A 12,500-nucleotide genomic window follows, 5' to 3' on the forward strand; every position below is an offset into this window, starting at 1 on the left:
AGACGGGGAACCTGGACAGAATCCGCAGCAGGACGACCAGCGCCGCAGAACACAGGGCCAGCAATCCTATAATCCCAATGGCAATGTGCAGGTCCTTGGTTATTCGACGCTCAGCGACCCGGAAACAGTCGGTTTGACCGAGGCTGAGAAACGCGCCATCAGAGACTAGATCCTCCAGCTCCAGCGAGACTGGTCACTCAACATATTGTCGTCCTCTTTTGAGAGTCACTTTGACGATGCAACCGGAACGCACGCCTGTGCGTTCCGGAGTGTCGTTGGCGCACCTGCGAAGGCGAGGCCATAGCCTTTCAACGGTCGCATCGAACCAGCTCGTTAGGTCTGACACCCTGAAGACGACGCAGTGATTTTGTTGTTTCGATCAGTCCGGATATATCTTCTGTCGCTGGCGGTGCTTGCATTCGGCTGTAGCGCGGTCCGCGCGCAAGGCACAGTCCCCGACAAAGAATTGGTGGTGGCAACCAAGGAAGCCCCGCCTTTCGCAATGAAGCAGCAGGATGGAAGCTGGGGCGGTATCAGCATTGATCTCTGGAAAAGAATCGCTGATGGCGCGCATCTGCGTTTTCGTCTGGTTGAAACCCAGAGCGTGCAGGACCTCATCGATGGCGTTGCGAAAGGCACCTTCGACGCCGGTGTCGCAGCGGTAACCGTCACTGCTGCGCGGGCACGCGGCGTCGACTTTACTCAACCTTTCTACAATACCGGGCTCGGGATTGCGGTGCCCGTCAATGAAAGCCCCTGGGTCTCGATCGGGCGAGCGCTGCTTTCTTTCGGCTTCTTCCAGGCCGTCGGTCTGCTGCTTGGTTTTGCGCTGGCGGTAGGCTTCCTCATTTGGCTATTCGAACGCCGGAAAACCGAACATTTCAGCGGGGGCGCCAAGGGGCTCGGCTCCAGCTTCTGGTGGTCGACCATTGCCATGACGCAAGCGGGAGCCGCCGCGAATGCACCGGCAACACTCCCTGGCCGAATCGTCGCGACCGGCTGGATGATCGCTTCCGTCATCGCGATCGCCGTTTTCACCGCGGGCATCACCTCCACCCTGACGCGCAGAGAACTCCAAGGCGCCGTCCACGGCTTCAACGACTTGCGCTCGGTGCGCGTCGGCGCCGTGACGAACTCGGCGACGGCCGACTATCTCACCCGTCAACAGCTTTCCTTCCGCGCATTTCCAGATACTCAAAGCGGCCTGTCTGCCACGAGCCGCGGCGAGATCGACGCCTTCGTCCATGACAAGCCGCTCCTGACCTGGGTCGTTCGGAACGACTTCTCAACTTCGATTCGAGTCGTCGATACCAGCTTCAGCAGCGAGAGATATGCGATCGTGCTGCCGAAAGGCAGCGCCTTGCGGCCGATGCTCGATCTCGCCACGCTCGATCAGATCGAAAGCGATTGGTGGCAACGGACGCTATTCCAGACCCTCGGCAACGCCCGATCTCCCTGATTTTCCTTGCGCTGATCCTGTGCGCGTTGGGCCTGCGAGTGTGACCTACTTCATACTACCAGACCGAGTGACTGCATAGCATGGGTGCGCTGATGGGGGGCGTGCCCGGATGCGATGAGCCGGGCCGGTATGACCAGGAGAGTGTCATGCGTACCATCAGGATATTTGGAACAGTCGCAATAATCTTGGCGGCGACCTGCGCTGCCACACCGGTCTTCGCCTGCCCCACGGGCTATGTCGCCTGCGGGGCTGCTTGCTGCCCGGGCCGATAAGCCGCGTCGATGAACGTCTGACCGGGATGTAATGGCAGGAGGCAGTCATGCGGACCATGACGATGTTGGCGCTCGCCGCAGTAGCCGTGACGGTGGCCGTTCCGGCTGGAGCGTTCTACTTGACCAGACCCAGCGAGGATCCGCTCGGCGATACATTGCGAGGATACGGCTTCGTGCCGATCAATCCGCCTTCCAATCTCATGGAGGTCGGATCGCTCTACTATGTCGATGCCGAGGTCAAGGAGTTCAAGGCGATCTGTCACGCCGACAAGGCTGACCTCGACGGTGCCGTCGTGTCGTCGCCCAGTTGGGAGATGCAGGAAAACCTGGAACGCAACGGACGCTTCAACACCGGTGTGAAGATCGACCTTGGCTGGATGCTGAACGCAGGCCTCGACAACAACTATGTCGTGAGGGTGCAAGCCTCCCTGAACGACGTTCTGCTCGAGGAAATTCCGCTCGGTCCAAACTGGCTGATCTTCACCAAGCTGATGGAAAAGCCGCAATGCAGCCAAGTCGCCATGCAGTACCTCCATGCCGGCGGCTATGTGTGCCAGGGGCAAAAGATCCTGCAGGCGACCGCGGAGTTCAAGCTTGACCGCGACGCGCAGAACAGGCTTGCGGCCAAGGCGAAGACCGCGTCCGACGAGATCAAGAACATCATGAAACTTGCGGTCGAGTCGCAGAGCGATCAGAGCGTCGTCGACAAGGAGGGGCGCCTGTTCGCCGGAGCGGCATTGAAGTATGGCGTCTCGATGAATCCGATCTGCCTCGCGCCCCCGGACGGGCGCTTCCGGCGTGTTCTGCCGCGGACCGCGCTAGGGCGCGTGACCAATTTCGTGCTGTTCAACGTCGTGGAGCCGATGCTTCCGTCGAGGTCGGAACGCGTGGAAGTGGCGCAGGATGCCCACGCGGCCGAGCGGCCGAAGTGACGCGGGCGTACGGGGAGTTGATGTTCAGACGTATCCGAGCCAACGCCAAATAAGTGGCGCCGAGCAGCATCACCAGCGCAAGCGCGACGACGGTGAGCACAAGGCCGGTGCGAACGAAGTCCCTGGCCTCGAAGGTGTCGGTGCCATAGGCGACCATGTTCTGCGGCGCATTCACCACGAGAATGAAGCCGAAGCTCACGACGAACTGCAGCAACATGGTCATGCCCACCATGTTGATCCCGGGCGTCGCCACATGCTGAAGCACGGCAATGACGATCGGGATCATCGCGGACGCGAGCGCGGTCGCGCTGGCGAAGCCGAGATGGATCACCGTCAGGAACAGGCTCATCACTCCGAGGATGAACAGCGGACTGGCATTCTGAAGTCCGAACTTGGTCACGACCAGATTGGCGAGCCAGACCGCGCCGCCGGTCTGCAGCAGGGCGGTGCCAAGGCTGATGCCGACGCCAAACAGCACCACGGTCCCCCACGGAATCTTCGGCTGCGCCTCCTTCCATGTCATGATTCCGATGCCGGGCATGAACAGCAATGCGACGGCCGCAATGGTGGTCGATGATGTATCGAAGCGGTGCAACAGGCCTTCGGTCGCCCAGAATGCGAGCAATGTCAGCGAAATCGCCAGCAGCTTCTTTTCGGACGCTTTCATTGCACCCAGTTCCGCGAGCGACTTGCGGATCGCGTCGCGACCGCCCGGCACTTCCTTGACCTCCGGCGGCATCATGCGGGTCATCACGAAATAGAGCACGACCGGCATGATGATCCCGAACGGCGCCGCCGCGATGAACCATTCGAGCCAGGTGATGGTCTGGTTCAGCGTCTTCTCGATGAAGCCGACGGCGACCATGTTCTGCGCCGCCGCGGTCTTGATGCCGACATTCCAGATGCTGGCCGTCTGTGTGGCGGTGATCATCAGCATGCCGGCAAAGGCGCCCTTCTTGCTGACGCCAAAGGCAGCGATGATGCCGAGCATGATCGGTACGATGCAGGCGACTCGCGCGGTCGTCGAAGGTACCAGGAACGACATGATGAAGCCAACGGCGATCGCGCCGATCACGACGTTGCGGGTTTCGGTGCCGACACGGGAGAGAATGAAGAGGGCGATGCGCCGGTCGAGCTTTGTGGCGGTCATGGCGGCGGCGATAAAGAGCGCCGACGCCACCAGCGCCAAGGCGGTGTTGGCGAAGCCGCTGAACGCAAGGCCCAAGCCTGCGCTGGTGCCCATCGCTACGGCCGGGTTGGTGAGGCTCGGTGCCGTGCCCAGCAGAAAGGTCATCAGCGCGGCGATCACCACTCCTGATACCGCATAGTCGAGCGTCTCCGTCATCCAGACGATCACGGCGAAAGCGAGCACGGCCAGCATGCGATGGCCCGCCACCGACAATCCCTGCGGCGTCGGCAACAGCAGCACGATGACCAGCACGGCAGTGGCGGCCAGAAGTCCCCAATTGGCGCGGAGCCAGGATCGCTCGGCGGGACGGCCGGAAGGTGCGCCAATGGATACTGATGAATCTGCAGTCGACATGGAGTGCTCCTCTCGGTAGCACTCTGCACGGCGAAGGCTGCGCGGCTTTGAGGAGAATCAAGAAGGCTGCGCGATCGTGCAACACGCCTGCGCCCTCATGGCCCGTGCCATAGGTGATCCTCGAAGGCACTCACTTGGTCGGGCGGCGCCCGGTGCGGGGATTGAGCGGATCGGTCGGCGGTCGCCGCAGCGCCTCGGGAAGGAACGGCTCGTCCGGCGCGGGGGAGGGATCGGAACGGACATCGGCCGCGGTCTGCGCCCGTTCATGCGGGCTTTGATTGTCCTTGAACTTGCGCTTCACGTCGACGCCGCTGACGGGATCGTTGACGCCATGCTGGATATCTCTGGTGTCCGTCATGATGTGCCTCGCGGAAGATCGCCCTTGCAGTTGAAAACGTCGGCTCGTACGCGATGTTCCATCAGGTTCCGGAGGCAGGCGAAGGAACACACGGGCCAAAAGGAACTGGCTGTGGGTCGATCGATTGATACCGAGCGATTGACGAACCGGGAGCTGCAACCATGCACGACAGCACCGTCAAGAAAGTATCGGAAAAGACCTCGCCGAAAGGCGCGATGGGACAGACCTATCTGGTATCCGGCAAGCGCGTTGCCATGCGGCTATGGGACAATGAACGGCCGCAAAGCGACCTGCCGCATCGACGCGACTACGAGACCGTCGGCTATGTCATCGCCGGCCGCGCCGAACTGATGCTGGAGGGACAAACCATCAAGCTCGGCCCCGGGGATTCCTGGCTGGTGCCGGCGGACGCCGAGCATAGCTACCGAATCATCGAACCGTTTACCGCGATCGAGGCGACTTCTCCCCCGGCGCAGGTGCACGGCCGCGACGAGACGATGAAGCGGTAGTGTGCAGGGTGGTCGTCTGACGATCGTGCCAGCTGTCGCTCAGACCGGCGGCTATCCGCCAGCCCCGTGAGCCATTCAGACGCTTGCAGAAGCGGGCCCCGAACGTACGTCGTCTCGGAATCCGATGAGCGACAGGCGGCGTCTGTGAATAGTCCAGGTGATACATTCTCACCTATCGAGCCGACTCGATTATCGAGCCGGCTCCGTCCTTTCTGGACCGCCACAAGCCCGTCGATCGAAATCCGAGTTTCATCTGTAATCAATTTTCCTCGTTCCGACATCACGCTGTGACCGGCGAACAAGAAACATTCAGTTGAAGAATGTTTCCGTGCCAATCGAACTCGCCACGCTCGACCCAACACCGAGGCCAGCCACTTGGGATTGCTGTACGAAGATGAGCGGTCCCGCTTCGGTATGGTTGAGAGCCGCCGTTGATGGCTTTGGAGCGACGAGCATGCCGCTGAACGACGAGTTGCCGACTGAACCAAAGAAGGGACGAACACTCACCTTTGAGGAAGTCTATCGGGACGAACTGGAACAGTTGAATGCGCGTCGTCGTGCACGCAAGCGCGACACAGTGAAGGAATTGGTTGGTGGCGTTACCAGGCCGGCCCCTGGAAGACTAGCCGACGGCGTTCTGCCGCTGACGACCGGCCTTGCACTGTCGGGTGGCGGCATCAGATCCGCAGCATTTTCGCTGGGGGTTTTGCAGGCGCTTGAAGTCGGGGGCAAGTTCGACAATCTCGACTATATCTCGTCCGTCTCCGGCGGCGGCTATATCGCATCCTCGCTGGCCGCCAACCTCTATCTCGGGCACGGTGAATTTCCATTCGTCATGCCGGATCGCAACAATCTGAGGGACAGCCCCGCGATCGAACATATCCGCGACTACGCGTCCTATTTGATTCCGAAAGGCGTCGGTGACCTGTTTGATTTTCTGGTTGGCGTTATCAGGGGTTTGGTCGCCTCGCTTTCGTTGGTCGTCGGCCCACTGTTGCTGGCGGCCGCCTTTACGGTCTTCTGCAATCCTCGCTATGCCGATCTTTCGAATCCAGTTCTCTTTGGCATATCGCTATCGGACCTGGGATTGATTCCCGGCGCCGGCTTGACGACGCTGATCACTCTCATCGCGATCGTCTTCTTCTTTTGTTGGGCGATGGCGAAATCGGTCAAGGAGCGTCGTGACGGCGATGGTGGTCGGGAATTCGTCGGACCGTTCCCGCGAATTGGTCGCCTGCTTGTGATTGCGACGCTCTTGGCCGCCTTCGCCGAGTTCCAGCCACCGTGTATTGCCGGACTTTTCAAGCTCGCACGACTTGTAGGGGACGGTGGAGGCGGCACGCTCATTGTTGAAGGGATGAAATGGACAACGTCCATCCTTTCGCCGTTGGGCGCGATAGCGGCATTTCTGTCTCGTCAACTTGGTGCCCTGGCAAACGCCAATCCATCCGGCAAGGATATGGAACAACGATGGTCGATATGGGTCGTCAGGATCAGCGCTCAAATCGCGCTTTTGGTCGCGGCACTGTCGCTTCCGCTCTTGCTCTGGGCGGTCTATCTCTACCTGTGTTACTGGGGAATCGAGGCGCCGGGTTCCAACCCGTTTCCACAGACGCCGCAATGGCTGCTTGTCAGCGCTTCGCTCTTCGGCCCTCCGAGCGGCCACATATTTGCGCTGCTGTACCTTGCAGCGGGTCTTTTCTTTGTGACCATCATAAGCCTTCTGACGCCGAACGCGAATTCACTGCACAGGCTCTACCGCGACCGGTTGAGCAGCGCCTTCCTCTTTGGGCCAAAGAATCCGCAAAATACGGCACAACGCGATTCGCTTTCGCACGATGACGACGAAGTCGAGATCGCTAAACGGATCGAACTTTCCAGCCTCGCCAACACCTATGCACCTTATCCGATTTTCAACGTCGCCCTGAACATCGAGGGTTCGCGCTACGTCAACAAGCGCGGACGTAATGCAGAGTTCTTTATTCTGAGCCCCCTTTACATCGGAAGCGAAGCAACCGGATATGCTGAAACGGCGAAGGCGCAGGTCGCAGAGCTCGATCTGGATCTTGGTGCAGCCATGGCCATCTCGGCCGCGGCATATTCGCCCAGCATGGGGTCAAAAACCGTCCGTTTGCTCACACCGACGCTTGCGCTGCTTAACATCCGCCTGGGATATTGGCTACGAAACCCGGCATTGATCCAAGCCGAGGGCCGTCACGCGGCGCCGGCCTCGAAGCCCTTCTATCTATTCCAGGAGATGTTCGGACTTCTCGATGAGACCAGTCGGCAAGTCTATCTCACGGATGGCGGTCATATCGAAGCGCTGGGAATCTATGAGCTGTTGCGCCGACGTTGCGGCACCATTATCGCGGTCGACTGCAATGAAGATGCGGAAATGACGTTTTTCGATTTTGTGGTTCTGCAACGCTATGCGCGCATCGATCTCGGCATTCGTATCGAACTGCCTTGGCAATCGATCAGGGAGCGCGCGCTGGCCACCTCGGCCGAGATGGCGGCTGCTGTGAACGGGACCGATCCGGTTCGCCACTCAGGTCCGCATGCTGCATGGGGCCGCATTTTTTATCCCGGCGGAGCCGAGGGGCGGCTTCTCTATATCAAGGCTTCGCTAACCGGCGACGAGAACGACTACATCCTCAATTACAAGCGCCGCTATCCCATTTTTCCCCATGAGCCCACCGCCGACCAGTTCTTTTCGGAAGAGCAATTCGAGGTCTATCGCGCGCTTGGATTTCACGAGGCGTTCAAGGCGATCGAAGATCTCGATGTGGTTGCGTCGGCCGATCAATCTCAAAGCGTTACGCCAGAACGGGAGCGATCGGGCTCAGTCAATGCTTCATGACAAGTTCTGACGCGCACCAATGGCAAACTGACCCCTCGACGAGGAATGCCTGGTGGCGAACCGGCGCCGCCGCGGCCATCCGGCAGACGATCCTGTCCCGAGGCTCGCCTCAAACCCCGATCGCGTTCCTCGCCACCACGTCGCGATAGAATGTCGCGCTCAGTTTCGGCGCGCGCGCTTGCGTCTCGAAGTCCACGCGGTAGAGCCCGAAGCGTTTTCCGTAGCCGAAGATCCATTCGAAATTGTCCATCAGGCTCCAGAGGAAATAGCCGCGCACCGGGACGCCCTCCGAGGTTGCGCGCTGGAGCTGCATCAAATAGTTGCGCAGATACATGATGCGGTCGAGATCGTAGACGTTGCCGTCGGCCGTGAGCTTGTCGTCCGACGAGGTGCCGTTCTCGCTGATGTAGATATTCTCGATGTTCCAGATCTTCGCCGCGAGCCTCGGCGCCCAGTAGATCGTCTCCGGGCCGACCCGTAGCCATTCCGAATTCATGTGCGGGAACGAGGTCGGGAACGGCAGCACATTGAAGTGCGGCTTGCGGTCGGACGCCGTGATGTAGAATTGCGGCGCGTAGATATTGAGCCCGACGAAATCGTTCGGCGAAGCGATGATCTTCAGTTCCTCGGGCGTGAATTTGGGCGCATTGGCGCCGGCATATTCGAGGAAGCCCTCGGTGTATTTGCCCTCCAGGATTACGCCGAGGAAGCCTGCGTTCAATTCGCGCGTGGCGATCTCGGCAGCGCGGATGTTTTCCGCCGTCGCGATCGCGGGCACGCAGGCCGCGATATTCTCTGCAACGCCGACCTTGGTGCCGGCGCGCCCGCCGGCGCGGATCGCCTGCACCGCGAGCCCATGGCCGAGCGCGACGTGATGGCGGACCTGGTTCAATTGCGCAGCCGGCAGTTTGAGCCCGGGGGCGTCGATGCCCCAGCCATAGCCGAAATTGACGAACCTGCCGGCCTCGTTGACGGTGAAGATGTTCTTCACTCGGTCGGTAATGCGCTCGGCCACGTAGGCCGCGTAGTCACCGAACGCCTTTGAGGTTTCGCTCGATCGCCAGCCGCCGATGCGATCTTCCAGCGCTTGCGGCAGGTCCCAGTGATAGAGCGTGGCGTAGGGCTCGATGCCGTTCGCGAGCAATTCGTCGATCAGGCGGTTGTAGAAGTCGAGTCCCTTCGGGTTCGGCCGGCCCGTGCCTTCCGGAAACACCCGCGGCCAGGCGATCGAGAAGCGATAGGCCTTGACGCCGAGATCCCTGATCAGCGCGACATCCTGCTTGTAGCGATGATAGTGCTCGTTGGCGCGATCGCCATTGCTGTTGTCTTCGATCTTGCCAGGCGTGTGGCTGAAGGTGTCCCAGATCGAGCGGCCGCGGCCGTCCTCGTTCACCGCCCCTTCGATCTGGTAGGACGATGTCGCGGTGCCCCAGATAAAGCCCGCGGGAAAAGGGCTGGGCGCATGCGGGTCGGCGGCCGCGGCCGGCGTCGCGTTGTTCTCTGCGGCAGAAGCGGCCGGCGCCGCCGCCATGCCGAGCGCGGAAATGCCCGCAAGCTTGGCGAAATGCCGGCGCGAAAATCTACCGAACATCGGTCTCTCCGGTCGGGATGGCATCAATCTGGTAGGCCGAGATCCGGTCGATCTCGAAGGCGACGCTCTGGGGCGAACTGGTATCGACGAAGCCGACGCCAAGAAAGAACTTCGAGCCCATCGCCAGATTGACGATCATGTACATGGGATCATCATATCCGATGGGAACCTCGATATCGGCCACCGGCTTGCGGTCGATGAAATAGATCAGGCGGTCCTCTTGCCACAGCACACCGTAATTGTGGAATTCGGAATCCGCGCCTGGCACCGTGAAATCAAATCCGCAGGACTGGATGCGCTGGGTCGACGGAATCCGCCAGTGCGTCGTCATCACGATGTCGCCGGGCCGCTCGCCCCGTCCTTCCACGACGTCGACTTCCGGGGGCCAGCCGCCGTCGTCGGCCAGCATCCAGAACGCCGGCCACACGCCGCGGCCGACCGGGATCTTCGCGCGGATTTCGAAATAGCCGTATTTCTGCGAGAACCTGCCCTGCGTCGTCAGGATACCCGAGACGTATTCGTTGTCGAACAGCGCCGGCTTCAGGTCGGGCGGCGTCCGGCTGGCGACGATCGACAACACGCCATTGTGGACCCTGAACGGATCGAGCCCCAGCGGGGTATTCATTCTGCCGCCATAGCGCGGATCGACATAGATCTGCTGTTCGCCGTTGGCGCTGGTCTTGCGTTTGAAATCGGAGCCGTCGCCGCCCCAGTAGCGGGCCTCGGGCCACGCCGCGCCGCCGGCATAATGCGGCACCCACCTTTCTCGCGCCAGCGGATGTTCGTTGAAATCGTCGCTGAAAGTGCGATGCGTGGGCAGGAAGGCGAGCGAGGTCGGCGGCTGATTCGCAACGCGGCGGCACTCGCTGGTGGTGGGGTCGGTAGTCACCTGCAACGTGAGCGTTGCCGGCGCCGCTTCGAGATCGTCCTGGGCGAGGGCGGGCGCCGTCATCGCGACATAACCGATCGCGAGCAGAATTCTCGGGGTCAATTCGCCGATCATCTCCGGCCTGCAGCGGGTGGGTTAATCCACGTTAACCTCTCGTGCCGCTGCTGGGCAAGACGCGTGGGTGCGGCATACGGGACACCGTGCCGGGAATGTGACGGCTCAGTGATCCAGGCGCCGGGAGGGATCGGTCATCTGATCGGCTATTCGGGAGAGGCTCGAGTTCGGCCCATGAATGGCTCGCGGATAGAGTTCAACCGGATCTCTTGATGCTCGTGGCCTGTTGCAGCGGCGCCGCATTACGCTTTGCCTGCAACCGGCTCGCCCCTATAGTGATGTGTCAAAGACAGCATTGGTCCTGAGAGGTCACGTGACTGCACAAAATCCTGCAGCAGGCAAGCCGGTTGATCCCGCTTCGCTTGCGAACATCCCGCGGCTCGTCACGGCATATTTTGCATCAAAACCCGATCCCGCTGACGCCACCCAACGGGTCGCCTTCGGAACATCGGGCCATCGCGGTTCCTCGCTGCGGAATTCCTTCAACGAGGATCATATCCTCGCGACCACGCAGGCGATCTGCGATTATCGCCGCGGGGCCGGACTGACCGGGCCGCTCTTCATCGGCATCGACACCCATGCGCTGGCGGAGCCGGCGCTGGCGAGCGCGGTCGAGGTGTTCGCCGCGAACGGCGTCGAGATCATGATCGACGAGCGCGGCGGCTATACGCCGACGCCGGTGATCTCGCACGCGATCCTTACCTACAACAAGGGCAGGAGCTCCGGCCTCGCGGATGGCGTCGTCATCACCCCGTCACATAACCCTCCGGAAGACGGCGGCTACAAATATAACCCGCCGCATGGCGGACCCGCCGATACCGACGTCACCGGCATCGTCGAGAAGAACGCCAACGGCTACCTCGAAGCCAGCCTGAAGGGCGTCGCGCGGATGACTTACGACCGCGCGCGCAAGGCATCGTCGACGCATCTTTGTGATTACATCACACCCTATGTCGCCGATCTCGGCAACACGGTGGATCTGGCCTTGATCAAATCCGCCGGCGTCAGGATCGGCATCGATCCGCTCGGCGGCGCGGCGGTGCATTTCTGGCAGCCGATCATCGAGCGTTACGGCATCAATGCCAGCGTGGTGAACGATGCGGTCGATCCGACCTTCCGCTTCATGACCGCGGACTGGGACGGCAAGATCCGCATGGATTGCTCCTCGCCTTACGCGATGGCGAGCCTGATCCGCATGCGCGACAAGTTCGACGTGGCATTCGCCAACGACACCGATGCTGACAGGCATGGCATCGTGACGCGCTCGAACGGCCTGATGAACCCCAACCATTTCCTAGCGGTGTCGATCGCCTATCTGTTCGGCCAGCGCCCGCAATGGGGCGCCAACGCCGCGATCGGCAAGACCATCGTCTCGTCCTCGATCATCGACCGCGTGGCGAAGAAGCTGAATCGCAAGCTCGTAGAGACGCCGGTCGGCTTCAAATGGTTCGTCGAAGGTCTCGGCACCGGGGCATTCGGCTTCGTGGGCGAGGAGAGCGCCGGCGCCTCGTTCCTGAAGCGCGACGGTTCGGTGTGGACCACCGACAAGGACGGCATCATCATGGGCCTGCTTGCGGCGGAGATGATCGCCAGGACCGGGCACGATCCGAGCCATCTGTTCGCCGATCTCACCGCCGAGCTCGGCGTGCCCTTCTACGAGCGCATCGACGTCGAGGCGACGCCGAAGCAGAAGAGTGTGCTCAAGGCCGTGGGTCCGGAACAGCTCAACATGAAGGAACTCGCCGGCGAGCCGGTGCGCGCGGTCAGGACCAAGGCGCCGGGCAACGATCAGTCGTTCGGCGGCATCAAGGTCGAGACCGACTCAGGGTGGTTCGCGGCGCGGCCGTCGGGCACCGAGGATGTCTACAAGATCTACGCCGAAAGCTTTCGCGGGGAAGATCACCTGAAGCGGATCCAGGGCGATGCGCAGGCCGCGATCGCGAAAGTTTTCGGATAGGGGCCTGCCGTCATCG

Annotated in this window: 9 protein-coding genes; 5 read left to right on the plus strand and 4 right to left on the minus strand. The window is 61.2% G+C overall.

Annotated elements, in window-relative coordinates; genetic code table 11:
• Nucleotides 1-409 precede the first annotated feature (409 nt).
• On the plus strand, nucleotides 410-1,459 hold the full coding sequence (locus tag I6F35_RS31450) for a transporter substrate-binding domain-containing protein (protein WP_346283222.1): 1,050 nt from the start codon (nucleotides 410-412) through the stop codon (nucleotides 1,457-1,459).
• A gap of 319 nt (nucleotides 1,460-1,778) precedes the next feature.
• Nucleotides 1,779-2,663, plus strand: a complete 885-nt coding sequence (locus I6F35_RS31455) for a hypothetical protein (protein WP_225121525.1) — start codon at nucleotides 1,779-1,781, stop codon at nucleotides 2,661-2,663.
• Here the strand turns inward: I6F35_RS31455 and I6F35_RS31460 are convergent.
• Together I6F35_RS31460 and I6F35_RS31465 are read right to left on the minus strand one after the other, a co-directional pair.
• A complete protein-coding gene (locus tag I6F35_RS31460) occupies nucleotides 2,578-4,206 on the minus strand; it encodes a DASS family sodium-coupled anion symporter (protein WP_225121526.1) in 1,629 nt (542 codons plus the stop codon). The genes I6F35_RS31455 and I6F35_RS31460 overlap by 86 nt on opposite strands.
• 130 nt (nucleotides 4,207-4,336) lie before the next feature.
• A complete protein-coding gene (locus I6F35_RS31465; protein ID WP_225121527.1) occupies nucleotides 4,337-4,564 on the minus strand; it encodes a hypothetical protein in 228 nt (75 codons plus the stop codon).
• Between the two features lie 161 nt (nucleotides 4,565-4,725).
• Between I6F35_RS31465 and I6F35_RS31470 the strand changes: the two genes are divergently transcribed.
• Together I6F35_RS31470 and I6F35_RS31475 are read left to right on the plus strand one after the other, a co-directional pair.
• The gene (locus I6F35_RS31470) at nucleotides 4,726-5,073 is read left to right on the plus strand and encodes a cupin domain-containing protein (RefSeq protein WP_225121528.1); all 348 of its coding nucleotides are present in this window, start codon (nucleotides 4,726-4,728) and stop codon (nucleotides 5,071-5,073) included.
• A 454-nt stretch (nucleotides 5,074-5,527) separates the two neighbouring features.
• Complete coding sequence (locus I6F35_RS31475; RefSeq protein ID WP_225121529.1) at nucleotides 5,528-7,933, plus strand: patatin-like phospholipase family protein; 2,406 nt, start codon at nucleotides 5,528-5,530, stop codon at nucleotides 7,931-7,933.
• A 109-nt stretch (nucleotides 7,934-8,042) separates the two neighbouring features.
• Here the strand turns inward: I6F35_RS31475 and I6F35_RS31480 are convergent, their stop codons facing one another.
• Both I6F35_RS31480 and I6F35_RS31485 read right to left on the minus strand, forming a co-directional pair.
• Nucleotides 8,043-9,524 (minus strand): GH1 family beta-glucosidase, encoded by a 1,482-nt coding sequence (locus I6F35_RS31480; protein ID WP_225121530.1) that lies wholly within the window; start codon nucleotides 9,522-9,524, stop codon nucleotides 8,043-8,045.
• The gene (locus I6F35_RS31485; protein ID WP_225121531.1) at nucleotides 9,514-10,527 is read right to left on the minus strand and encodes a glycoside hydrolase family 16 protein; all 1,014 of its coding nucleotides are present in this window, start codon (nucleotides 10,525-10,527) and stop codon (nucleotides 9,514-9,516) included. The genes I6F35_RS31480 and I6F35_RS31485 overlap by 11 nt, the downstream gene beginning before the upstream one ends.
• 313 nt (nucleotides 10,528-10,840) lie before the next feature.
• Here I6F35_RS31485 and pgm point away from each other — a divergent pair, with 313 nt between their 5' ends.
• Nucleotides 10,841-12,484 carry a phosphoglucomutase (alpha-D-glucose-1,6-bisphosphate-dependent) gene (gene pgm, locus I6F35_RS31490; RefSeq protein WP_225121532.1) on the plus strand — a complete coding sequence of 548 codons (1,644 nt, stop codon included), beginning with the start codon at nucleotides 10,841-10,843 and terminating at the stop codon, nucleotides 12,482-12,484.
• Nucleotides 12,485-12,500: the final 16 nt, after the last annotated feature.

Source organism: Bradyrhizobium sp. BRP22 (assembly GCF_020194175.1).
In the GTDB taxonomy this organism is placed as follows: Bacteria; Pseudomonadota; Alphaproteobacteria; order Rhizobiales; family Xanthobacteraceae; genus Bradyrhizobium.

Excerpts from the sequence above, each read along its gene's own strand:
- I6F35_RS31455 (WP_225121525.1), top strand. The coding sequence starts at position 1,779 with ATGCGGACCATGACGATGTTGGCGCTCGCCGCAGTAGCCGTGACGGTG.
- I6F35_RS31460 (WP_225121526.1), bottom strand. The coding sequence starts at position 4,206 with ATGTCGACTGCAGATTCATCAGTATCCATTGGCGCACCTTCCGGCCGT.
- I6F35_RS31465 (WP_225121527.1), bottom strand. The coding sequence starts at position 4,564 with ATGACGGACACCAGAGATATCCAGCATGGCGTCAACGATCCCGTCAGC.
- I6F35_RS31470 (WP_225121528.1), top strand. The coding sequence starts at position 4,726 with ATGCACGACAGCACCGTCAAGAAAGTATCGGAAAAGACCTCGCCGAAA.
- I6F35_RS31475 (WP_225121529.1), top strand. The coding sequence starts at position 5,528 with ATGCCGCTGAACGACGAGTTGCCGACTGAACCAAAGAAGGGACGAACA.
- I6F35_RS31480 (WP_225121530.1), bottom strand. The coding sequence starts at position 9,524 with ATGTTCGGTAGATTTTCGCGCCGGCATTTCGCCAAGCTTGCGGGCATT.
- I6F35_RS31485 (WP_225121531.1), bottom strand. The coding sequence starts at position 10,527 with ATGATCGGCGAATTGACCCCGAGAATTCTGCTCGCGATCGGTTATGTC.